Consider the following 24,121-nt stretch of genomic DNA (forward strand, 5'->3'; position numbering starts at 1 on the left):
AACTAATCACATTGAGAGTTAATCATGGCAAGAAGACGTCGTAGAAAGCCGTTACCGACCGAACCCGTAAGAGCAAGTATCCATGCCTTTTCACACGAAGGGCGTGGCATCTGCAGCGTAGAAGGCAAAACGGTTTTTGTAGACAACGCCCTTAAAGGCGAAGATGTATCCTTCCAGTACACCGAAAAACGCGGCAAGTTCGATGAAGGGGTTGCCATTGAGATTCACAGCTCTTCTGAGGATCGGGTAACTCCCCCTTGTGAACATGCAGACATTTGCGGTGGCTGCAGTCTCCAACACATGAGTAATCCAGCTCAGATACATCACAAGCAAAATGTGCTGGTCGAGCAATTTGAACACTTCGGTGGTTACTCACACAAGAATGGTGATTATGAGTTAGTTGAGCCTTTGCAGGCCGATGTGTTGGGTTATCGTCGTAAGGCACGTCTTGGTGTGAAATATGTACCCAAGAAAGGTGGTGCCCTGGTCGGGTTTCGTGAGAAGCGTAGTAACTTTCTGGCCAACATCGATTCCTGTTTAGTGCTTGATCCAAGAGTCGGTCAACTGATTACACCGCTTAAAAACATGATCAGTGAATTAGACAGCAATGATAAAACGGCCCAGCTGGAAGTCGCCATGGGTGATGACCAGGTCGCATTGGTTGTTCGCCATCTGGTGCCGTTAACCGAAAAGGATCAGAACCTCTGGATCGAATTTGGTAAAGAGCATGGCCTTTATATTTATCTGCAACCGAAAGGCCCGGATACGGTGCATTTACTGTATGGTCCGGATACTCGTGACTGGTTGTCGTATCGCTTTGATGATTATGATGTGGAAATGTTGTTCCACCCGATGGACTTTACTCAGGTTAACGCCAGCATCAATCAGAAAATGGTCAAGCGTGCTATTGAGTGGCTCGAACCCAAAGCAGAGGACCGTATTCTCGATCTATTCTGTGGTCTCGGCAACTTCACCATACCTCTAGCCACTCAGGCGCAAAATGTGGTCGGGGTTGAAGGTAGTGAAGCCATGGTTGAACGCGGACAGATGAATGCAAAGCATAACAATCTGAGTAATGTCGAATTCCACGCGACTAACCTGCAAGATGACTTCACACAGGAAGAGTGGGCGCAGCAGGGTTTTAATAAAATACTGATCGACCCACCACGAAGTGGCGCACTGGATGTGGTGCAAAACATCACACGCTTCAATCCAGAACGTATCGTCTATGTGTCCTGTAATCCTGCGACATTAGCGCGTGATGCCGGTGAGCTTAAAGAAAGAGGGTATAAGTTAGTGAAGGCGGGGGTTATGGATATGTTTCCGCATACCTCTCACACTGAGTCCATCGCCCTATTTGAAAGGGGCTAAAATAACTTTATGCTTTGTTAAAATTAAAAACTGGCTCGGTCATTTACTCATAGTAAACTCCCTTCCCCAGTTTTTAATTTTGCCTCGCCTAAAGCCATTTTATCTCCCTTTCAGGTTCAATAGTCTGGTCTTGAAATAATAAATCTGCTTTAAAACCTTGTCGGGAAGGGTGTCGTCTGCTGAGAGAAAATCACTCCGCTCTTTGGCAACTCTTTGCCGCAAACTTAAGCATTTTAGTTCTTTCTGGCCTGTAAAGGTAATGGTAAGTACGCTGCTAAAACTTATGTAATACCTCATATTATCTTGTCACCCCGTGGTTTAACCACGGGGTCCAGTGACTTTTTATGTAAGGTGCTTAAGGCCAAGTGCTAAGCTATTTCTTCTTTAAATGATATGAAATATTATTGTTGTCGATTGTAATATAACCACTGTTTTGAAGTTCAGTAATAATTGATTGAAGTTGTTTCTCTGTAAGTTTTTCGGTGAAAAGGGATTTAATAGTATTGGCGAGAGTCTTTACCTTTCTAGGCCTGGATTGCCCTCTACCTTTAAGGTTTTTAACGATTGCATCTATTTGTTCTTTGTCTGACTTTGAAGAAGAAATTCTTAATACAGGTATTTCCGCCAAGTCTGATTCCCGTTGAATTTTAATTTTATGTTTTTTAAGGTGACTAATTAATGGGTCAAAGCCCTTATCTTTTGTGATGATGTGAAAGTAAGCCTCTGGATTTTCTTTGGCTAAAACTCCTATGTAGTAAGAAATATGAAAGTCGAGTGAATTTTTCCCCGAGCCCTCTATTTTAATATACTTGCCTGAGTTACCTAATTCTTGCATTGCAGAAGCCAAGTCAAAAGAAAGCTTTGATTGATTTGAGCCAACGAACACAAATACTTCAAAAGGATGAGACTTCAATAAACTTATGTTTTTAGGTTGGACATTCTCAAGATCTATTAAGACGAAGTTTTTTGACAAGGTAGTATCCTAGTGTTGTTAATATTAGTCCCTGTGTGCAAATTTAAACATTATTCTTACTCTTTACAAGCCGATAAGGATTGAGAGTTTAATCATCTAATAATGATGACTGGCCTGTTTTATAAGTGTGTCAAGGCGCTCCCTACTAATAATGTGAACCTGTCACCCGAACTAAGAGCATCAAAACAATTCCTTACACCCTTATTACTTTTACCCACTTCCAATAAAAACTAATACTGCTAATATAGCTTTTCCCATATTGTTCATATGAAGGTTTATAAACAAGGACTTAATTAGAATCTGTCATGAAACGCAAAGATCACGATATATTTGAGCTGGTTGAAAATTCTCAGTTTTCGTTTGAGCAGTGGCTTGAGCTGAATCAACTGACTGTTGAGGGTAAGCCGAAGTCGAAGCTTGAGAAAGCGGTGACTATGGCCCAGCAGAATGTATCTGTGACCCCAGTTTTAAAGCTGAATACTTTGGCGGCTGGTCTCGAGCTGGCTGAGGTTCTAACGCATTTCAATGCGGATTTTGATACTTTGACGGCTGCAGTTTTATTACCTTCTGTGATTGCTGGTTCGGTAAAAGTTGAAACCATCAGAGATAAGGTCGGCTCCACTATTGCTGGCCTGGTGGAGGGTGCTGGACAGATGGAGGCTATGCGTAGCCTGCAACAACAGACTGGCGCTGAGAATGATCATCAGCAGGTGGAAAGCCTGCGCAAAATGCTTCTGGGTATGGTGAACGATGCGCGGGTGGTGTTATTAAAACTTGCCGACCGGGTGGTGTCGTTACGTCACATCAAAGATGCCAGTCGTGACATTCAACTGACCTTTGCTCGCGAAACGAAGAATATCTTTGCGCCACTGGCCAATCGTCTGGGCATTGGCCAACTTAAGTGGGAGCTTGAAGATCTGGCTTTCCGCTATCTTGAACCCGAAGCTTACCTTTCTATCGCCAAAAGCCTGAAAGAGAAACGAGTTGATCGCGAACGCTATATTGAGGATGTTCTTCAACTTCTAAAGAAAAAGCTCAAAGAAGAAAATATAAAAGGAGAAGTTTCAGGCCGCGTTAAGCACATTTATAGCATCTGGAAGAAGATGACCCGCAAAAAGGTGGGCTTTGAAGAAATCTATGATGTACGGGCTGTAAGAATCTTGGTTGAGCGTGTGCAGGATTGTTATGGTGCACTGGGAATTGTGCATGGTGAATGGCAACATATTCCAAAAGAGTTCGATGATTATGTGGCAACACCAAAAGAGAATGGCTATCGCTCGATTCATACCGCTGTTGTAGGTCCGGAAGGGAAGATTCTCGAGATTCAAATCCGTACTTTCCAGATGCATGAAGAAGCTGAGAAGGGTATTGCTGCACATTGGGCTTACAAAGAAGGCGCCAATTTAGCCAAGGTTGGAGTGGATGAAAAAATTGCCTGGATGCGGCAGCTTCTTGAATGGCAAAGTGAGCTGGCGGATGTTAATGCCGATGAGCTGATGCAGGAATTCCAGAGTTCGGTTTCTGAAGACCGTGTTTTTGTGTTTACACCGCAAGGTAAAGTTATCGACTTACCAGCTGGCAGCACTCCCATTGATTTTGCGTACCGTATTCATAGCTCGATTGGGCATCGTTGTGTGGGTGCTAAGATTAATGGCAGAATTGTACCGCTGACTTATCAGGTACATACAGGTGAAGTTATCGAGATTATGACCCAGAAGGAGGAATCTCCGAGCCGCGACTGGTTAATTCCGCATAATGGTTATATTAGCAGTAGCCGTACTCGCCATAAAATTCAGCAATTTTTTAATAAGCTTGATCAGGAAGATAATGCTAACGCTGGTCGTCAGTTATTGGAAAAAGAGTTATCCCGAAATGATTTGGCAAATGTGCCTCATCAGGAGCTGGCACAAAAGCTGCATCTGGCCAGCGATGTGGAAATGTATACCAAAATCGGTACTGGCAACCTCGGTATTACGCAGGCAATTAATCGTGCTAAAGAGTTGCTTGAATCGAAAAAGCCACAGCGTGATATTCAACCGACCTTACGTAAAAAATCGAAACGTAAATCATATAATGATGTGTCGGTGTCAGGTGTTGGGGATTTGCTGACCAGTATTGCCAAGTGCTGTAAGCCAGTACCTGGTGAGGAGATCATTGGCTACATCACACAGGGGCGCGGAATCGTCATCCACCACAAAGACTGCACCCATGCCAAGAAGGCGTTGCGCGACAAGCCTGAGCGGATTATTTCTGTGCAATGGGAAGCTGAGTCGACTAATGCTTATGCTGTTGACCTGGTTATTACTGCACTAGACAGAAAAAGCCTGTTGAAAGATATTACAACCGTGCTGGCCAATGAAAATGCTGGTGTGACTGATTTATCAACCAGTAAGCGTGGCGAGCAGGTCCAGATCAACATAGAAGTTGAGTTATCTCAGCTTGAAGATCTTCAGCGCGTTATTACACTGCTCAAGCAACTACCGAATATTTTCAAAGTCGAACGACGACGCGGATAAGCACATATTATGAGCGATACAACTGTCTTAACCTCACTGCCTCAAACTCATCGTTTACTGACTATTATGCAGGCGCTTCGTGATCCTGTGTCTGGCTGTCCCTGGGATCGCAAACAAACCTATGACACCATTGTTCCGTATACGCTTGAAGAAGCTTATGAAGTTGCCGATGCCATTGAGCGAGGTGACTTTGAAGAGCTGCATGGCGAGCTGGGTGATTTACTGTTCCAGGTCATCTTTTATGCCCAGATTGGGCAGGAAGAAGGGCGCTTTGATTTTGAGTCGATTGCTGAAAAGGTGTCCGACAAACTGGTCAGCCGTCATCCGCATGTGTTTGGTGATAAGGCATTCTCCACCGATGAAGAGCTGAAAAAGCACTGGGAGCAACAGAAGCATCGTGAGCGTCAGGGCAAAGATGAATCCAACACCAGTTTGTTGGATGACCTCCCTAAACACTTCCCAGCTTTGTCGCTAGCTCAGAAAATGCAGAAGCGCGTTGGCAGACACGGTTTCGACTGGCCTGAAGTCAGTGGAGTAATTGACAAGCTAGAAGAAGAAATAGCCGAGCTTAAGCAGGCTATTGCCAATAATGACCAGCAGAATATTGAAGAAGAAATTGGTGACTTACTGTTTTCTTGCGTAAACCTATCACGCCATCTCAAAGTTGATGCCGAAGCTGCTTTGCGCAAAAGCGCGCGAAAGTTTGAAGCTCGCTTTAGAAAGTTGGAAGACCATCTTGTTCAGCAGAACTTAACGGTAGATACCGCGACTCTGGAGCAGCTTGATGAAGCTTGGAATGCTGCAAAGCAGCTACACAAGTAACTATTGCTGATCCCCGACTCTCTTATCCCTTCGCTAAAATCCTATCCAGATGATTGGCAAAGTTCATACGATCAGTTTGACTTAAAGGTGGTGGGCCTCCGGTGTGAATGCCACTTGAGCGCATAGTATCCATAAAATCACGCATATTAAGCCGACCTCGAATATTATCTTTCGTGAATAGCTCACCGCGCGGACTAAGAGCCTGACAGCCTTTTTCAATCACTTCTGCTGCCAGTGGAATATCTGAAGTGATAATGAGGTCGCCTTTTTCGGCACGCTGCACGATCTCATCGTCAGCTACATCAAAACCGGAACTGACCTGAATCGCCTTCAGATACGGAGAAGGTGGTGTGCGGATGAACTGATTCGCAACCAGCGTCAAATGTGTTTTCGTGCGCTCGGCGGCACGAAACAGTATGTCTTTGATGACTACGGGGCAGGCATCGGCATCAACCCAGATTTTCATGAAGTGTCTCTAAACAACTTAAGATATGGCACATTTTATATGAGTTCTGTGATGATTACTGCCTTAGCGTCTGTATTGATGTTTTTTGATACCCGTAATTTTACAAAAACTCCTCGCCAATGCTCCGACCTTTTTGATATACTGCCTTCCCGTCTTGAGACCCTTTCTTCTCATCGACATTTGGCCGAGTTCCTTGGCCGATTTAAAGTGTGTCAGAATTCGAAAAGCTACGATATACAAGGCCTTCAGGCCCGTTTTTCTATTGGTGAAAATTTTATATTGTAGTTTATGGTGTTTTTGAGCAGAGCTAGCTGCTCGCAATTATTTAAGTTGGGTTAGGCTTATGACCAAGTACGTATTTGTTACCGGTGGTGTTGTTTCTTCTTTGGGTAAGGGTATTGCGGCTGCTTCGATGGCTGCACTTCTAGAGTCGCGTGGTCTTAAAGTGACCATGTTGAAACTGGACCCTTATATTAACGTTGACCCCGGCACCATGAGCCCATTCCAGCATGGTGAGGTGTTTGTAACCGAAGATGGTGCAGAAACCGATATGGATCTGGGCCATTACGAGCGTTTCGTGCGCACCCGCATGCATCAACGCAATAACTTCACGACTGGCCGTGTGTACTCCGATGTGCTTAAAAAAGAACGTCGTGGTGACTACCTGGGTGGAACGGTTCAGGTTATCCCTCACATCACTGATGAAATTAAGCAAAAAATTATCGATGGTGCTAAAGGTGCGGATATCGCCATGGTTGAGATCGGCGGTACTGTGGGTGATATCGAGTCATTACCATTCATGGAAGCGATTCGTCAGTTACGTTTTGAAGTGGGCAAGGAAAATGCCATGTTTGTGCATTTGACATTGCTGCCATTTATTGCCACTGCTGGCGAGCTGAAAACTAAGCCTACTCAGCACTCAGTGAAAGAATTACGCTCGATTGGTATCCAGCCAGATATGTTGATCTGCCGCTCTGATCGTTCGATTCCAGCCGGCGAGCGTGCCAAAATTGCGCTATTTACCAACGTAAAAGAGCGCGCTGTTGTTTCCTTGCAGGACGTTGACAGCATTTACCGTATTCCTTCAATCCTTCTTAATCAGCATGTTGATGATTTCATTCTTGAGCGCTTTGAACTGAAAGCCCCAGAAGCTGATTTGTCTGAGTGGGAAGAGGTGTTATACCGCGAAGCCAACCCGAAGGGCGAAGTGAATATCGCCATGGTTGGTAAGTATATGGATCTAACTGAAGCCTATAAATCATTGACTGAAGCGTTAAAGCACGCAGGTCTACAAACTCGCCAGTCAGTCAAAATCCACTATATCGACTCTCAGGATATCGAAAAGAAGGGCACGGTTTTATTGAAAGACATGGATGCGATTCTTATTCCTGGTGGTTTCGGTGAGCGTGGTGTAGAAGGCAAAATTGCTACCGCACAGTACGCGCGTGAAAATAAAATTCCATACCTTGGTATTTGCCTGGGTATGCAGGTGGCGGTCATCGAGTATGCGCGCCATAAAGCGGGCATGGAAAATGCTAACAGCTCAGAGTTTAATCCTGACAGCCCCTATCCGGTTATCGGCCTTATCACTGAGTGGATTAACCGTGATGGTTCTAAAGAAGAACGTGCTGACGATTCGGATTTAGGCGGCACTATGCGACTTGGTGCCCAGCCAGCTGATATCAAGAAGGGAACTAAAGCCTTCGATATCTACCAAAATGAAGTGATCAACGAACGCCACCGTCATCGCTACGAAGTTAACAATAACTTACTGCCAAAGCTTGAAGAAGCTGGCCTTGTGGTATCATGTACCTCTACTGAGAAGAAGTTGGTAGAGATGGTAGAGCTGAAGGATCATCCTTGGTATGTAGCCTGTCAGTTCCACCCAGAGTTTACGTCGACACCTCGCGACGGGCACCCATTATTCAGTGCTTTCGTGAATGCGGCGAAAGATTACCATGCAAAACAAACTGCTGGTTAATCAAAAAGTTATCAAGGTTAGATTCTTTAATTAAGGTGTAAGTATGAAATTACTGGATTGGGAAGTAGGACTGGCTCAGCCATTTTTCTTAATTTGTGGGCCCTGTGTCATCGAAAGTGAACAACTGGCGATTGATACGGCAGGCTTCATGAAGGAAATGACGGATCGTCTTGGAATTCCCTATATTTATAAGTCATCGTTCGATAAAGCGAACCGTTCATCCAGTAAAAGTTTCCGTGGGCCTGGTCTGGAAGAAGGTCTGCGTATTCTGCAAAAAGTTAAAGATCAGGTGGGCGTGCCGGTATTAACCGATGTCCATGAAGATACGCCAATTCAGGAAGTAGCAGACGTAGTAGACGTCATGCAGACCCCCGCGTTTCTGTGCCGTCAAACCAACTTTATTCGTAAAGTGTGTGAGCCTGGTATCCCGGTCAATATCAAGAAAGGTCAATTTCTCTCACCATGGGATATGAAAAACGTGGTGGATAAAGCTCGTGAAACCGGTAACAAAAACATTATGGTGTGTGAGCGTGGCGTATCCTTTGGCTACAACAATTTAGTCTCTGATATGCGCTCACTGTCGATTATGCGCGATACCGGTTGTCCTGTGGTTTATGACGCGACTCATTCTGCTCAATTGCCGGGTGGACAAGGTTCTTCTTCAGGCGGTTTGCGTGATGTGATCCCAGTGTTGGCACGTGCTGCTATCGCCGCTGGCGTTTCTGGTGTTTTCATGGAGTCGCACCCAAATCCAGAAGTCGCCAAATGCGATGGTCCTAACTCTTTCCCGATGTATCGTATCGAAGAAATGCTGCGGGTCATGAAAGAGCTGGACGACGTGGTTAAGAAGGCTGGCTATATTGAGGACTCGATCCACGAATTTGGCAAGGGCAACTTGCTATAAATCTCAAACACTCCTGTTCTCAGGAGTGTTTTTTTATGTCTTTCGTTTTTTATTTAGTGATTAATTTTCTCATTTCGTTTTGGTTGAAACAATTTAAGAGGGTATTGGCTTGAAAATTACAGATATCATCGGTCGCGAAGTATTGGATTCACGCGGCAATCCTACAGTTGAGGCAGAAGTGGTGCTGGAAAATGGCGTTCGCGCTATGGCATGTTCACCATCAGGTGCATCAACCGGTTCACGCGAAGCATTGGAATTGCGTGATGGTGATAAGTCTCGTTATCTTGGCAAAGGTGTTTTAAAAGCCGTTGGTCACGTTAACAATGAAATCAAGTCAGCCTTAGTGGGCAAAGATGCAACTGATCAGGCTGCCATTGACCAGGTCATGCTGGATCTGGATGGTACTGAAAATAAAGAGAAATTAGGAGCAAACGCGATACTTGCGGTGTCACTTGCAAACGCCAAGGCCGCTGCTCAGGCATTAGGCAAGCCTTTGTATGAACATATCAACCGTGACGGTAACTTTGCCATGCCGGTACCAATGATGAATATCATCAATGGTGGTGAGCATGCCGATAATAACGTTGATATTCAAGAGTTTATGGTTATGCCGGTTGGCGCACCAACGTTCTCTGAAGCCTTGCGTATGGGAGCGGAAATTTTCCATCACTTACGTAAAGTATTACAGGAAAAGGGTTTGAACACTGCGGTAGGAGATGAAGGTGGTTTCGCTCCTGACTTGGGTTCGAACGAAGAAGCGATTCAGGCCATTGTTGAAGCGGTTGATCGTGCTGGCTACAAACTAGGCGACGATGTTGCTTTAGCTTTGGATATCGCTTCGAGCGAATTTTATAAAGATGGTAAGTACCACTTAAGTGGTGAAGGCAAGGTGTTAACTTCAGCAGAATTTACTGATTACTTGGCCGACTGGGTTGAGCGTTACCCAATCGTATCAATCGAAGATGGTATGGACGAAAGTGACTGGGAAGGTTGGAAATTATTAACGGATAAGATTGGCAGCAAGTGCCAGTTAGTGGGTGATGATTTGTTCGTGACTAACACTAAGATCTTGTCAAAAGGTATTGAGCAGGGCGTTGCCAATTCGATCCTTATCAAGGTAAATCAGATTGGTACCTTGACTGAAACCTTGGCAGCCATCGATATGGCCCATAAAGCTGGCTATACCGCTGTGATTTCTCATCGTTCTGGTGAAACTGAAGATACCACTATTGCAGACTTGGCTGTTGCTACCGCTGCTGGTCAGATTAAAACGGGTTCATTGTGCCGTTCTGATCGTGTTGCCAAGTACAATCAATTGTTGCGCATCGAGTCAGCGTTGGGTGAAAAAGCACCTTACCCTGGTAAGAAAGCCTTCAAGTTCTAATAAACTATAGCCTTATGGGGCAAGTAAGTACTATCATTATTGCTTTATTTGCCCCATATTTTCTGGCATTGTTACGTTTATGAAATGGGTAGCCCTGACATTATTGGTTATTTTGACCAGCCTTCAATACCGAATGTGGTTCGGGCAAACCTCTTTTCGCGAAATAAAGCAGCAAGAAGCCAGAATTGAACTGGTCAAATCAGAAAACGCTGAACTGGCGCTACGTAATCAAAAAATCCTCGCTGAAATCCATGATTTAAGAGAAGGCACTGATGCCATCGAAGAGCGTGCCCGTTATCAGCTGGGTATGATCAAAGAAGGCGAAACTTTTTTCCGCATCCTCGATTCAAGAGAGGGCTCTCGTCAAGAGACCCCCAAAGACTAGCGTTAAGACTCAAACCCTATGAATAACAATAAAACCAAGATTTGGGCTCTGATTCCAGCTGCTGGGATTGGTACTCGCATGAAGTCTGAATTACCCAAGCAGTATCTTGAAATCGATGGTAAAACCATTCTTGAGCACAGTCTTTCCAAGTTTCTTGAACATCCTTCCATTGATAAAGTTGTAGTCGCCTTACACCCTAATGACAATCATTGGGCAAAGATCAAAATTGCAAATCACTCTAAAATTATCACCGTTGAAGGTGGTGCGACTCGAGCAGAGTCAGTGCTTAATGGTTTAAAAGCAATTCAACAGCAGCATCAGCAAGATGACTGGGTAATGGTGCATGATGCAGCCAGACCTTGCCTTGATGCAGGAAGCATCGATGCACTGATACAGGCAGGCAAAGAATCAAAACATGGTGCTATTCTGGCTATACCTTCAGTGGATACGGTTAAACTAGCAAATGCCAATCAAACGATCGACAAAACGCTTAACCGCGAACAGATCTGGCTGGCACAGACCCCTCAATACTTTCCTGTGCAAATTCTGGCTGACGCCATAGAAACAGGATTGGAACAGGGTTTAGCAATCACCGACGAAGCCTCCGCCATTGAAGCTCAAGGCATGCATCCCGCGTTAGTCATTGGCACTCGTAAAAATATCAAAGTCACTCAGCCGGAAGACATGATGTTAGCATCGGTTTGGTTGGCGGGAATGTGATTCTTTATTGTTTTGGGTAGTCCTAAGTACACCCTTTAATCTTAAGTTACTCTTTTAATTAAAGGTCATTAGTTTAATTTGTTGTTTCGCTTTTCAGCGACCTTCTTTTTCTTATTCGCGTAAGAAAAAGAAGGCAAAAAGAAGCGCGCCCCGAGATTGAGGTTTCGCTCTGCTCAACTTCCTTCGTATTCACCAAGCCACTTAACGCACCGTAAAATACGTTCCATCCTTGGCCCGAATTTTACTATTCAAAACTTCCTGTTTTGAATTGCTATGTCTTGGTTACTACTCAGCTCAATCTAAGGGGAATTATTGGAGCAAGCCTGTTAGGGGCCTTGGCTCACCAATTGTGGTGAGGGCTGGGTGTGAGCCCATACAAGCTACCATCAGAACCATTATTAAATATTAATGACACTGTTGACTCTAATCACTGAATAGGTTTTAATCAGCCTCATGAATACAGTAATGACGCAAATTCACCACCATCACCACCATTCAGACCGATTGGCGGTGTTGCTTTATGTGTGAAATTTGCTGTTAAGAATTTCTAAGAAGCCCCGCCAACCAGCGGGGCTTTTTTTATGCCTACAATTTTTAAAACTGATAAATTAACTGATTAAACGAGACAAAAAGATGTTTTTAAACAAGAGCTTACATCATCACCATCATCATACACTGCGCGAGCGACGGTGGTGGTGCTTATGTTTGAGACTTTTGTAAGAAACAGCTAAGACACCCAGATTTAAGAACCCCGTTGCTCCGAAAGGTCAACGGGGTTTTTTATTGGTTTAACGATTTGAAAATTTAAATTTTAGATATTAGGAGAAATGACATGGCTTTAAAAATGGTAATCCCAAAAGGTAAGTTGTATGACAAGGTTTCTGAGTTGCTGTCGGATATTGGTCTGACGCTGGTCGGTGATAGCCGTAACTACCGTCCGCAACTGTTTGGCTGTGATATTGAGGTGAAGTTGCTGAAAAGTCAGAACATTCCAGAGATGGTAGCGTTGGGCCAACACGATATTGGGTTTGCAGGTATGGACTGGATTCTGGAACAGGAGGCTGATGTTGAGGTGCTTGAGGACTTAGGATTTAACCCTGTGAAGCTGGTTTCCTGCATACCCGAAGAGTGGGATTGGAACGAAGTGAAGCAAAGGAAAATCATTGTCGCTTCAGAGTATAAGAAAATTTCGGCTAAATACCTCGATCAACTTGGGGTTCCGTATCAGTTACTTAGAGCTTATGGCGCGACGGAAGTCTTTCCACCTGAAGATGCTGACATGGTTATCGACAATACCAGTACCGGCTCAACTATACGTGCTAATCGTTTAAAGATTGTCGATACGGTTATGGAAAGCTCAACTCAATTTATCGCCAACAAATCCGTACTGGATGACCCTGAGAAACGTAAACAGATTGATGATCTTCTGTTGTTGATGCGCGGTGTCTTGAATGGTCGTAAGCGTGTGTTGCTGGAGATGAACTGTTCAGAAGACAGCATTGACAAGGTTGTGGATTTGTTACCTGCAATGAGAGCTCCAACGGTTAGTCGCCTTTATAACGCTGATGGCTTTGCGATTAAAGCGGCGATTGAGCGTAAGTTGATTAAAGACTTATTACCGAAACTGATTACTGCGGGGGCGACCGATATTCTGGAAACGCCAATCCGCAAAGTGCTTTAAGCAACAGGAAAAGGATTAGGGTCATGAATATGCAAGAAACTCGAATAGAGCCTTTAAAGCTCGATTTTAATGAGCGGGCGGATCGATTCCCAGCCTGGCTTGATATGACTAAGCTAACACCGCAAAACTATTGGCGTTATCCGGACCAGACTGAACTCAAGCAGCAGATGAGTAATCAGTTTGGTCTGCTACCTGAGCAGATAATGGTGACTAATGGTGGTGATGAAGCGATTGAAATAATGTTTAAGGTTGCCAGTCTTGAGCAGAAAGAGTTGATCATTCCGATGCCGGCATTCAGTCAGTATCTGTCCGGAATTAAAGTATGGAACAGTAAAGCACAACTTATTCCAGCTCAGGATAATCAGTCAATCGATCTTGAATCGAGCCTCAGAGCTTTAACCAAGAACAGCATTCTGGTTTTAACCAGTCCCAATAATCCAACCGGTGAAACGCTTGCGTTGGATGTGATCAGAGATGCTTGCCGAAAAGCTAAAGAAAAGGGTGCGGAAGTATTTCTCGATCAGGCTTACATCGAATTTACGGGACAGGCTGAACAGTCACTTTCTTTGCTTGAAGAATTCGATAACCTCATTCTCCTCCGCACACTGTCAAAAGCATACGGACTGGCCGGTATCCGTTGTGGTTATCTGTTGGGTAGTGAATCCCTCATTAAACGTTTTGCAGATCGCAAGATGCCGTTTAATGTTCCTCGGCCTACTTTGGAAATTGCACGTCAGGCATTCTCACCAGAAGCTCAAAATGATGTGGCTGATTTCTGCCAGCAAATTGCTCAAAACCGCGATCAGTTAGTGCAATTGTTACGGCAAAGAGGGTTGAACGTATTAGATAGCGAAGCAAATTTTATTCTGATTATCGATGCACCCGACCGTTTGAAATTAATAAAAGCAGCCTGTGAGCTAAATAATATTCAAATTAAAACCGATTTGGTGGGGCTTGAATTAAATAAGCAGGGTTTACCAGAGCAGTCAGCGATTCGTATTGCTATCCCTTATGAGTTACAGCCATTACGCCAGGCACTTAGCCTTGCACTTCAACCGGAGCTCATCTGTTTTGATATGGATGGGGTTTTGATTGATACCAGCAAAAGCTATGACGCTGCCATCAAGCAAACGGTTGAGTATTTTGTGGGTACGCAACCCGCCCAACAGGCCATCGACACATTACGTTCACAGGGTGGATTTAATAATGATTGGGTACTGACTTATGAACTGATCAAGCAAAACACCAATGATGCTGTTCCAGAGTATGAGCAGGTTGTAGAACAGTTTCAGACTTTGTATCTAGGCAGCAATGGTGACGCAGGTTTGAACCAACTGGAAGAAGGTATTCTCAGCTCAGAGTTGTGCACACAGATTTTTGTGCAGAACAGTAAGTCAATAAAAACAGCAGTAGTCACTGGGCGCCCGCGTGGTGAGGCAGAAATTGGCTTAGGGTTGCTGGGCATTCGAAATACATTTCTGGTTAGTGATTGTGACGTTATTGAGTCTAAACCTGCACCAGAGGGGATCAATCAATGCAAAGCTTATTATGGAGCCACTATCTGCTGGATGTTGGGTGATACTCCCGATGACATTCAGGCTGCAAAGGCGGCTGGTGCATTAGCCATTGGCGTTAGCAATAAAGAGAACGAACAAAACTTATATCAAGCGGGTGCCGATCTGGTCGTGGCATCGGTGAATGAATTAGAGAGGTTGTTATGAGTGACACAAAGAAGCAAAGCTCGATAGTTTCCATTGTCCGTCAGACAAAAGAAACGGCCATTCGTTTGGAGCTTAATGTTTATGGCCAACAGAAACTGAAGATCAATACTGGTCTACCTTTTTTCGACCATATGCTGACTCAGCTAGCATTGCACGCGGGTTGGGATCTCAACCTTGAAGCCAATGGTGATTTACAAGTTGATGATCACCACTTAATTGAAGATGTTGCGATTTGTTTAGGTCAGGCATTGCAACAGGCCTGGCGGGAGCAGGAGTCGATAACCCGATATGGCCAGCGTTTGTTGCCGATGGACGCCAGTCTGATCATGGTCGCGGTCGATGTCTGTGGACGTGGTTATGGCATTACCGACTTGCCTTTTACACGCGAGATGATTGGCAATATTGCGACCGAAATGTGGAAACACTTCTTCTATACCTTTGCGATTAATGCGCAGATAAGTTTGCACATTAAGGCTGAGTATTTTGACAATAATCACCACTTAATCGAAGCCAGTTTCAAAGGACTTGCTTTTGCACTGCGGGAAGCACTTACTCCAAAACAGGGTGCTAATAGTTCTAAGGGTAGCTTATGAGCGACTCAATGGTGGTAGAAGTGATGCCAAAAGTTGGGGTCATCAATACTGGAGCAGGCAATTTGTACAGTCTGAACGGTTGCTTGAGGCGTATTGGCTTTGAACCTGTAACCATTAACTCGCCAGCAGATATGCAAGGTAAGGATATATCGGCTTTGATTATTCCGGGACAGGGTCGCTTCGGTACTGTGATGTCAAACTTGCGAAACAGTGGACTCGATAAGCTCATCAGTGACTGGTATCAGGGCGACAAGAAAGTGGTCGGTATTTGTGTTGGCCTGCAGGTGTTATTTGAAGAGTCTGAGGAAGATCCGGGCATCAAGGGACTCGGAATTTTTAAAGGCAAGGTCACTCGTTTAAAAAGCCCAAAGCAACCAATGGTCGGTTGGGCTGATGTGGACTCTGAAAAAAACTGGCTGGATCAAACAACGCTGTATTTCGTCAACAGTTACGGCGTAACGGAAAGTGAGCAGGCTATAGCAAGTGTTACTTATGGCGAAACTTTTGTTGCTGCTATCGCGAGTAACCAGTTAGTGGCATTCCAATGCCATCCTGAAAAATCAGGGATCGCAGGCGAAGAGGTGTTAAAGCAATGTCTGAGTTGATCAACAAAATAGAGCAGGGTCTCAAATCACGCGTCATTGTCTGCCTCGATGTAGCACATGGCCGTGTGGTGAAAGGGGTGAATTTCAAAGGCCTGCAGGACATGGGTGATCCAGTGGAACTGGCTATTCGTTATCAGGAACAGGGAGCCGATGAGATTGTGTTTCTTGATATCAAGGCAACCCTGGAACAACGAGCTAATGCGTTGGAAACCGTTACCCGCGTTGCTGAAAACCTGTCGATACCATTTACCGTCGGTGGCGGACTGAATACCTACACTGATGTTGCTCAGTTTCTGAATGCCGGTGCCGACAAAGTGGCGCTCAATAGTGCGGCTGTTAAAAAACCTGAGTTAATCGATCAGATTGCCAAAGGTTTTGGTTCGCAGTGTGTTGTTGTTGCAGTCGATCTTGATCAAGAAATTGCTGATGGCAATTATCGGGTCTATATCAATGGTGGCAATACATCCACTCAATTGGATGCCATGCAATGGCTTGCGGAAGTTGAGCAACGCGGCGCAGGAGAAGTCTTATTGACAGCCATGCATCGTGATGGAACTGGAATTGGTTTTGATAATGAACTGATGGGTAGAGTGAGCAAGCAATTGGGAATCCAGGTTATCGCATCCGGTGGCGCCTGTAAGCCTGAACACTTTACTGAAACGTTTCTGGCCGGTAGTGATGCTGCATTAGCAGCCGGTATGTTCCATCGTGGTGAATTTACGGTGGGGCAGGTTAAACAAGAATTGTTCAATAACGGTGTAGCCGTTCGCATTGAAAAGCAAAATGATTAAAGGATAAAAGTAATGTTAATTCCAAGTATTGATCTTCTCGATGGTAAAGCTGTGCAGCTACAGCAGGGTGATGCCTCTCGGAAAATTGTTGAAAAAGAAAACTTGTTTGAATTGCTGGAAGAGTTTTCTTTGTATGGAGAAGTAGCCATTATCGACTTAAATGCTGCACTAGGCAGAGGCGATAATAAAATGCTAATAAAGCAGCTGATTAAAAAATTTCCGTGTCGCGTAGGCGGCGGCATTCGTAACTATGAAACGGCGCGGGACTACCTGTCTAGCGGTGCTAAGAAAATCATTCTGGGCACCAGTTGTCGCGAGGACTTTGTCAAAAAGCTACCTCGTGCTCAACTGATTTTTGCCATTGATGCCAAAGGCGATGATTGGGTCACCCACGGTTGGCAGTCTTCTTCTGATAATAAAGTGGCCGCCATGATTGATGAGCTACAGAGCAACTGCTCAGAGTTTCTTTATACCCAGGTAGAAAAAGAAGGCATGATGCAAGGTATCGATCGCGAGCGTATTAAGCAGGTTGTTGAGCAATCGAAAATTCCAGTTACTGTTGCCGGGGGTATTACTGATCTGGATGATATTCAATTCATCAACAAGTTGGGAGCAAACAGTCAGCTAGGCATGTCGATATATACCGGCAAACTTAAACTGGATGAAGCTGTTATGGCTTGTCTGGATTTTGATAAGGCGCCATTAATTCCAACCATTGTTCAGGATATTGAAACCGATAAGATTCTTATGCTGGCTTATTCAAATAAGCAATCCTTACAGGCAGCAATGAGCAAGCGCAAGGGGATTTATTACAGCCGTTCACGTAACGAATTGTGGGAGAAAGGACTTACCAGCGGCAATCAACAGCAGTTGATCAATATCGACTATGATTGTGATGGCGATACGTTGATCTTTAAAGTGCAACAACAAGGCAATGCCTGTCACTTTGATCGCTATAGCTGTTTTGCTGGTCAGTCTGCGGATTTTGATTTGGCGACACTCGATCGTGTTTTCGAACAGCGCATGCAAAGTCAGGAACTGACTAGTTTTAGTCAGAAGCTTCTTGCCAGCGATGATTTGCAGCAGGAGAAATTGCGCGAAGAATGCGAAGAGCTGATCGAAGCTAATGAGCAGGATGAAGTGCGCTGGGAAGCGGCCGATTTAATATTCTTTGCATTGGCACGAGCCAAATCTAAAGGCGTCGCAGCCAGCGATATCATCAATGAACTAGGAGCGCGTAATGGCGGATAAATCTTTAATACAATGCGCTTCTAACTGGAAGCGTCCGAACCTGACTCAGTCACCAGAGCTGTTCCAGCAGGTAGCAAAATTATTAAAAGAGATTGAGACCGGTGGTGACTTGGCGATTGATAACCTCAGTAAGCGATTTGATGGTTATCAGCCTCGTAAAATCACGCTGAAACCTTATCGTGAGTACGAGCTTGAACCGCAACTACTAAACTCGATTGAGCAGGCGGCGCAACGTATTGAAGCTTTTTGCCAGTTACAAAAAGACTCATTACAGCCCCAGCAGATTGAAGAAGATAGTGGCGTGTTTGGTTTTCAATATAGTCCAATTGAAGCAATTGGTGCTTATATTCCGGGGGGGCGTTTTCCGCTGATTTCCACCGCTTTAATGACGTTAATTCCAGCACGAGTTGCAGGCTGTGAACGTCGAGTAGCCTGTTCGCCATCAGTACACCCGGCAATTTTAGCAGCTGCCTCTTTAGCTGGAGCGACTGAGTTCTGGCACATCGGTGGTGCCCAGGCGGTGGCGGCAATGGCTTATGGCTATCAAACGATGTTACCAGTGCAGATGGTAGTGGGGCCTGGCAATCAATATGTCAACGTGGCAAAGCAACTGTTGCAGAGTCGAATCAAAATTGACGTTGCCGCTGGTCCCAGTGAACTGCTGATTCTGGCCAATTCGCAGGCTAATCAGGAATGGCTGATTGCGGACATGGCGGCGCAGGCTGAACATGATCCGCAGGCACAAAGCGTACTGGTTAGCGATGATGTGGAATTTCTACAAGCCATTGAGCAGCAGCTTGTTGCTGATGATGAATTGAATACGCTTTTACAGAGCGAGCAGATTGTTTTATTGCAGGCCAATGACAGTGAGGCAATGATCCGCTTCAGTAATCGCTATGCGCCTGAACACCTCTTACTGGCGGATGAACGGATTTCAGCAGAAAGTTTGAAACATTATGGTTCACTGTTCATCGGGCAAAACAGTGCCGTCGCTTTTGGAGATTATTGCGCTGGCCCCAACCACACATTACCCACTATGGGGAGCGCCAATCGTTCCAGCGGCTTATGTGTGCAGAGCTTCATGAATATCCAGTCCTACCAGCAAATTACCGATCAGGGCCGTCGACAATTGGCAGAGATTGGGCGCCCGCTGGCTGAGGCGGAGCAATTGGTTTGGCATGAACGCAGTATGCAGGTAAGATCCTAACAACGAATTTTCTTTAAGCGCGATTGTTGGGATGGTTATGTTTCGAATTGGTCATGGTTATGACGTTCATAAATTTGGTGGCGACAGCCCATTAATTTTGGGCGGCGTTGAGTTTCCGGGTGAGCAGGGTTTACTTGCTCATTCGGATGGCGATGTCGTTTTGCACGCTGTCTGTGATGCCTTGCTGGGAGCTATTGCTAAAGGTGATATTGGCCATCATTTTCCAGATACCGATGAGAAATTCGCCGGTGCTGACAGTCGCGGGCTATTAGTCGCTGTCATGCAGCAGGTTCAGGACGAAGGTTATGAATTAGGTAATCTGGATGTCACCATTGTGGCGCAAGCTCCTAAAATGGCTTCAAAAATTCCTGATATGCGTAAAGTTATTGCGGATGTCTGCAAAGTGGAATTAAACCAGGTGAATGTGAAAGCGACCACGACCGAAAAGCTTGGTTTTGTCGGGCGCAAAGAAGGTATTGCCGTTCATTCGGTATGCTTGCTGCAATCGAAAAGCAGCGCAGCCTAAGATGGAACTCAAACTATACGACTGGCCTCGAGCCTATGGCGCTCCTTTAGCCTCAGCGACTTTTCGTCAACAGCTTAGCGACTTTTGTGTAGACGAGGAGCTTCGCTTCGAACCTTCGGGAGAGGGCGCACACCATTTACTGCTCATCGAAAAGCGGAATATCAATACTGACATCGTGTGTCACAAATTACGTCGCTTTGCTGAAGTTAATACAACCGATATTGGCTATGCAGGAAAAAAAGATCGCTTCGCCATTGCCAGACAATGGTTCAGTGTTCAATTGCCTTTATTAAAAGAGATTGACTGGACTGAGTTTAATGATGATGAAGTGACAGTCCTGAAAGCGACACGTCACGATAAAAAGTTACGCATTGGCGCGGTTAAGCAGAATCACTTCAAAATAACATTACGTGATATTGGCTTTAAAGAAGGAGCGGATAAGAATTCGCTTGAGCAGCGAATAGCTAAGATCCAGCAACATGGTTTCGCCAATTACTTTGGTGAGCAGCGCTTTGGGCGCAATGGCGATAACTTGGCGCGTGGCGTCGATTTATTATTGGCCAATAAAAAGCTCAAGAATCGAAACCTACAGGGCCTACTCTTTTCTGCGGTTCGCTCTTTCCTATTTAATCAGGTTGTTGCTAAACGTATTGAAGCAGGACAATTCAGCGAACTGCTGGATGGTGATTATGTCCAGCTTGATGGCTCAGAAAGTGGTTTTACCGTTCAGGACTTATCACAGGAGTTACCGCGCTTTACCGCAAAGGATATTCATCCCACAGCACCCATGCCGGGTCGTGGCCGTTCGCAGGTTTTAGCGAAAGCAGCTGAGTTCGAGAGTGCTGTTTTGGAGCCGTTTCAGCCGATCATTGATGCACTGGAACGGAAAGGTCTCAATGGGGAACGACGTGCCATTCGTGTATTCCCTCAAAATGTCATCTTGCAATGGCATAATGAACAAACTCTTGAAATGCGCTTTAGTTTGCCCAAGGGAGCGTTTGCTACCAGTCTGTTGCGCGAATTATTTGAACTGAATATTGATAAACCAGATACTTTTAACGATTAAACAAAGAATGTTATGAAAATATTGCTGAGTAATGATGACGGCTTTTTTGCGCCGGGAATTAATGCCTTATACGACCATTTACAGCGTATTGCGCAGGTTACTGTGGTCGCGCCTGACCGTAATCGAAGTGGCGCCAGTAACTCTCTGACGCTGGACCATCCTATTCGCGCATGGCAAACCGAGCGTGGTTTTTATGCCGTCACTGGAACTCCAACCGATTGTGTGCACCTGGGCACTCACCATCTAATGGGCGCGGCGCCTGACATGGTGGTTGCAGGTATCAATACTGGTGCAAATCTGGGCGATGATACGCTTTATTCCGGTACGGTTGCCGCAGCAATGGAGGGGCGAGCTCTTGGCTATACCGCAGTTGCCGTGTCACTGGTGGGCCATAATTGCCAGCATTATGATACCGCTGCCCGAGTTGCCGTCGAAATTATTGAGGGTTTAATAGAGCATCCTTTGGGTAAGGACAGAGTACTGAATATCAATGTTCCAGACCTGCCCTATAATGAATTGAAAGGAATTAAGTTAACGCGCTTGGGAAATCGCCACCGTGCTGATACTATTATTCCGGATAAGGATCCAAAAGGTCGCCAGGTTTATTGGCTTGGCCCTTTACCCAGCGGGCAAGATATTGGGGAAGGAACGGATTTTCATGCCGTTGAGCATGGTTTCGTTTCGATAACGCCTGTGAATGTGGATCTAACTGCGTATAACAGCTTTGATGAAGTGGAAGATTTTCTGGAGGCCTTTGATTCGCCTTTAACCTCGAGCACCTAATTCATTAATAGCTGGCGCAAAACCATAACTATTTTAGTAATAACAACAATATAGAACAGACAGACAACTATGAATGCAGCTCATTTTTCTGGCATAGGAATGACTTCAGCAAGAACGCGTGGCCGCCTGGTGCAGCGTTTAATGGCCGAAGGCATTAGCAACCAGCAGGTTTTGAAAGCCATTGAAGATACGCCTCGTCATGTATTTATTGATGAGGGATTATCCCATCGTGCCTATGAAGACACCGCGCTACCGATTGGCATGGGGCAGACCATTTCTCAGCCTTATATTGTCGCACGCATGACTCAGGCTCTGCTTGAATCAGGCCCAATGAATAAAGTGCTGGAAATTGGAACCGGTTGTGGTTATCAAACAGCCATTTTGTCTAAACTCTGCAAAACCGTCTTTACTGTCGAGCGTATTCGTGCACTCCATATGCAGGCTAGAAAAACACTCGGTCAATTGGGCATTCATAATGTTCAGTACCTGTTTGCCGATGGCTTTAATGGCTGGCTGCAGAATGCTCCCTTCGATGCGATTATTGTTACCGCCGCTCCGGCTCAGATTCCTGAAAAATTGCTGGCACAACTTGCTGATGGTGGCCGTATGATTATTCCAGTTGGCCAGACCGAGACCGCTCAGGAGCTGGTTCTGGTGGAGCGTCAGGGTGATGAGTTCAAACAAACCGTGATTGAGAAAGTTAAATTTGTACCTTTAGTTAGTGGCGTTGCTCGATGAATATTTTCACCAAGATGTACGACGCCTGTATGCGTTGGGCTCGTCATAAATACGCAGTTTATATTTTAGGTTTTATCAGTTTTATTGAATCTATCTTTTTCCCAATACCTACAGCGGCCATGTTGGCGCCAATGGCCTTATCAACGCCTCACCGGGCCTTAAGTCTGGCTGGATTATCAACGGTAACCTCCGTCCTTGGCGGCATTGTGGGTTATTTGATTGGAGCCTTTGCCTTCGAGTCTTGGGTATTGCCGGCCATCGAAGAGTTTGGCTATCTGCCGACTTATGAAAAAGCGGTAGTCTGGTTCGCCGACTTTGGCGTCTGGGTAGTCTTAATCGCTGGATTTTCACCGGTTCCCTATAAAATCTTTACCCTGACCGCAGGCGCGCTCAGCATGGCTTTCCTGCCTTTTGTGCTGGCCTCAATTATTGCTCGTGCCGCACAATTTTACTTAATTGGTGGATTAGTGAAGTGGGGCGGGGAACCAATGCGCCATAAATTGCGTCAATATGTAGACTGGATTGGCTGGGGGTTCTTAATCCTTGCCGTCATCGCCTATATTATTTATAAATACGTGTGAGACCAAAACACAAATAACTCATTGTAAAGCAAGGATTTTCATCGAAGGCATGCGACAGGAAACGAAAGACATACTAAAACGCTCGGCCATCCGTTCACTTTGGATCGTTGCCATTGTTTTCGTGGTCTTCTGGCTGCAGGGATGTGGCAATGAGCGTCTGGCGCCCGTTGAAGAGCGGGAAGCCAATAATCATAAGGCGCAGCTCCATAGTTTCTATCCTCCGTCAGAAGTCGATAACAGTCAGCAATACTACTACGTTCGCCCGGGAGACACCTTATACTCCATCGCTTTCCGATATGGCCTTGATTACAACATTCTCGCGCAAGCCAATGATATCGACAGCAATTACACCATTCATGCGGGCCAGCGCCTGAACCTGCAGAGAGCACGTGATATAACCCCGGCGGAAGACTATGAAGTGGCTGGTACAGAACCTCCTGGTACACAACAGTCAACAGATGCTTCGCGTCGTACTCCAGTCACGGTTGCAAGAAGACCGGTGACTGAAGTGCCTAGAACACCAACCGGCAATCAAACTCAGTCAACGTCTCAACCAAGCACTCAACCAACACAACCCGTGGCGCAGCAGGAGCCTAAAAAAGAACCCAAGAAAGAGCCTGTTACCAACTCCAATACTTCCGGTGGCAGTAAAGAGCCAATCGCTTATACACCTAATTCCCCGGTTAAGTACTGGATGTGGCCGACCATGGGGCAAATTCTGCAGGGGTTCTCGGGAGCAAGTAAAAGTTCCAAAGGCATCGATATCGCCGGAAATATTGGAGACCCAGTACGAGCCGCCGCAGCCGGCAGAGTTGTTTACGCAGGCAGAGGCTTGCGTGGTTACGGTAATCTCGTGATCGTTAAACACAACAACGACTTCATCAGTGCCTATGCCCACAACCGAGTTTTATTGGTCAAGGAAAACGAAATCATCAAAGCTGGCCAGAAAATCGCCGAAGTCGGCAACACCGACAGTGAAGTTCCTAAGCTACACTTCGAAATCCGCTTCAAGGGCAAGCCAGTCGATCCTATGCGTTACTTGCCAAAGCGGTAGAA

At 45.4% G+C, this 24,121-nt stretch carries 23 protein-coding genes; 21 read left to right on the forward strand and 2 right to left on the reverse strand.

What is annotated here, in order from left to right; genetic code table 11:
- Nucleotides 1-24: 24 nt before the first annotated feature.
- On the forward strand, nt 25-1,371 hold the full coding sequence (rlmD, locus tag B158_RS0111400) for a 23S rRNA (uracil(1939)-C(5))-methyltransferase RlmD (protein WP_026309378.1): 1,347 nt from the start codon (nt 25-27) through the stop codon (nt 1,369-1,371).
- Between the two features lie 373 nt (nt 1,372-1,744).
- Here rlmD and B158_RS0111405 read toward each other — a convergent pair whose 3' ends face one another.
- Nucleotides 1,745-2,344, reverse strand: a complete 600-nt coding sequence (locus tag B158_RS0111405) for a PIN domain-containing protein (RefSeq protein ID WP_018625513.1) — start codon at nt 2,342-2,344, stop codon at nt 1,745-1,747.
- 305 nt (nt 2,345-2,649) lie between these two features.
- On the opposite strand from B158_RS0111405, the gene relA reads away from it, so the two are divergent.
- Entirely contained in the window at nt 2,650-4,860 is a 2,211-nt protein-coding gene (gene relA, locus B158_RS0111410) for a GTP diphosphokinase (RefSeq protein ID WP_018625514.1), read from the forward strand.
- Nucleotides 4,861-4,869: 9 nt separating this feature from the next.
- Nucleotides 4,870-5,682, forward strand: coding sequence for a nucleoside triphosphate pyrophosphohydrolase (gene mazG / locus B158_RS0111415; RefSeq protein ID WP_018625515.1), 813 nt, complete (start codon nt 4,870-4,872; stop codon nt 5,680-5,682).
- Between the two features lie 22 nt (nt 5,683-5,704).
- On the opposite strand, the gene B158_RS0111420 is transcribed toward mazG, so the two are convergent.
- A complete protein-coding gene (locus B158_RS0111420; protein ID WP_018625516.1) occupies nt 5,705-6,148 on the reverse strand; it encodes a YaiI/YqxD family protein in 444 nt (147 codons plus the stop codon).
- Between the two features lie 343 nt (nt 6,149-6,491).
- Between B158_RS0111420 and B158_RS0111425 the strand changes: the two genes are divergently transcribed.
- The 18 genes from B158_RS0111425 to B158_RS0111510 all read left to right on the forward strand — a co-directional run bounded on the left by B158_RS0111425 (nt 6,492) and on the right by B158_RS0111510 (nt 24,119).
- The gene (locus B158_RS0111425) at nt 6,492-8,129 is read left to right on the forward strand and encodes a CTP synthase (RefSeq protein ID WP_018625517.1); all 1,638 of its coding nucleotides are present in this window, start codon (nt 6,492-6,494) and stop codon (nt 8,127-8,129) included.
- Between the two features lie 43 nt (nt 8,130-8,172).
- Nucleotides 8,173-9,033: a 3-deoxy-8-phosphooctulonate synthase gene (gene kdsA, locus B158_RS0111430; protein WP_018625518.1), complete on the forward strand. Its 861-nt coding sequence runs from the start codon at nt 8,173-8,175 to the stop codon at nt 9,031-9,033.
- A gap of 109 nt (nt 9,034-9,142) precedes the next feature.
- Nucleotides 9,143-10,417, forward strand: a complete 1,275-nt coding sequence (gene eno, locus B158_RS0111435; protein WP_018625519.1) for a phosphopyruvate hydratase — start codon at nt 9,143-9,145, stop codon at nt 10,415-10,417.
- 79 nt (nt 10,418-10,496) lie between these two features.
- The gene (ftsB, locus tag B158_RS0111440; RefSeq protein WP_018625520.1) at nt 10,497-10,802 is read left to right on the forward strand and encodes a cell division protein FtsB; all 306 of its coding nucleotides are present in this window, start codon (nt 10,497-10,499) and stop codon (nt 10,800-10,802) included.
- 18 nt (nt 10,803-10,820) lie between these two features.
- Nucleotides 10,821-11,522 (forward strand): 2-C-methyl-D-erythritol 4-phosphate cytidylyltransferase, encoded by a 702-nt coding sequence (gene ispD / locus B158_RS0111445; RefSeq protein ID WP_018625521.1) that lies wholly within the window; start codon nt 10,821-10,823, stop codon nt 11,520-11,522.
- A gap of 832 nt (nt 11,523-12,354) precedes the next feature.
- Nucleotides 12,355-13,203, forward strand: a complete 849-nt coding sequence (gene hisG, locus B158_RS0111450) for an ATP phosphoribosyltransferase (protein ID WP_018625522.1) — start codon at nt 12,355-12,357, stop codon at nt 13,201-13,203.
- A gap of 23 nt (nt 13,204-13,226) precedes the next feature.
- Nucleotides 13,227-14,924, forward strand: a complete 1,698-nt coding sequence (locus B158_RS0111455; protein WP_018625523.1) for an aminotransferase class I/II-fold pyridoxal phosphate-dependent enzyme — start codon at nt 13,227-13,229, stop codon at nt 14,922-14,924.
- Complete coding sequence (hisB, locus tag B158_RS0111460; RefSeq protein ID WP_018625524.1) at nt 14,921-15,517, forward strand: imidazoleglycerol-phosphate dehydratase HisB; 597 nt, start codon at nt 14,921-14,923, stop codon at nt 15,515-15,517. Before B158_RS0111455 ends, hisB begins: the two co-directional genes overlap by 4 nt.
- Nucleotides 15,514-16,122: an imidazole glycerol phosphate synthase subunit HisH gene (hisH, locus tag B158_RS0111465; RefSeq protein ID WP_018625525.1), complete on the forward strand. Its 609-nt coding sequence runs from the start codon at nt 15,514-15,516 to the stop codon at nt 16,120-16,122. The genes hisB and hisH overlap by 4 nt, the downstream gene beginning before the upstream one ends.
- Nucleotides 16,110-16,913, forward strand: a complete 804-nt coding sequence (hisF, locus tag B158_RS0111470) for an imidazole glycerol phosphate synthase subunit HisF (RefSeq protein ID WP_018625526.1) — start codon at nt 16,110-16,112, stop codon at nt 16,911-16,913. The genes hisH and hisF overlap by 13 nt, the downstream gene beginning before the upstream one ends.
- 12 nt (nt 16,914-16,925) lie before the next feature.
- On the forward strand, nt 16,926-18,164 hold the full coding sequence (hisI, locus tag B158_RS0111475) for a phosphoribosyl-AMP cyclohydrolase (RefSeq protein ID WP_018625527.1): 1,239 nt from the start codon (nt 16,926-16,928) through the stop codon (nt 18,162-18,164).
- Nucleotides 18,154-19,371 (forward strand): histidinol dehydrogenase, encoded by a 1,218-nt coding sequence (gene hisD / locus B158_RS0111480; RefSeq protein ID WP_018625528.1) that lies wholly within the window; start codon nt 18,154-18,156, stop codon nt 19,369-19,371. Before hisI ends, hisD begins: the two co-directional genes overlap by 11 nt.
- A gap of 37 nt (nt 19,372-19,408) precedes the next feature.
- A complete protein-coding gene (gene ispF / locus B158_RS0111485; protein WP_018625529.1) occupies nt 19,409-19,897 on the forward strand; it encodes a 2-C-methyl-D-erythritol 2,4-cyclodiphosphate synthase in 489 nt (162 codons plus the stop codon).
- Between the two features lies 1 nt (nt 19,898).
- The gene (gene truD, locus B158_RS0111490) at nt 19,899-20,963 is read left to right on the forward strand and encodes a tRNA pseudouridine(13) synthase TruD (protein WP_018625530.1); all 1,065 of its coding nucleotides are present in this window, start codon (nt 19,899-19,901) and stop codon (nt 20,961-20,963) included.
- Between the two features lie 12 nt (nt 20,964-20,975).
- Complete coding sequence (surE, locus tag B158_RS13115; protein WP_018625531.1) at nt 20,976-21,746, forward strand: 5'/3'-nucleotidase SurE; 771 nt, start codon at nt 20,976-20,978, stop codon at nt 21,744-21,746.
- Nucleotides 21,747-21,815: 69 nt separating this feature from the next.
- The gene (locus tag B158_RS0111500) at nt 21,816-22,484 is read left to right on the forward strand and encodes a protein-L-isoaspartate(D-aspartate) O-methyltransferase (RefSeq protein ID WP_018625532.1); all 669 of its coding nucleotides are present in this window, start codon (nt 21,816-21,818) and stop codon (nt 22,482-22,484) included.
- Entirely contained in the window at nt 22,481-23,065 is a 585-nt protein-coding gene (locus B158_RS0111505) for a YqaA family protein (RefSeq protein WP_018625533.1), read from the forward strand. The genes B158_RS0111500 and B158_RS0111505 overlap by 4 nt, the downstream gene beginning before the upstream one ends.
- A gap of 49 nt (nt 23,066-23,114) precedes the next feature.
- Nucleotides 23,115-24,119, forward strand: a complete 1,005-nt coding sequence (locus tag B158_RS0111510; protein ID WP_018625534.1) for a peptidoglycan DD-metalloendopeptidase family protein — start codon at nt 23,115-23,117, stop codon at nt 24,117-24,119.
- Nucleotides 24,120-24,121 lie beyond the last annotated feature (2 nt).

Source organism: Kangiella aquimarina DSM 16071 (genome assembly GCF_000374105.1).
Lineage (GTDB): Bacteria > Pseudomonadota > Gammaproteobacteria > Enterobacterales > Kangiellaceae > Kangiella > Kangiella aquimarina.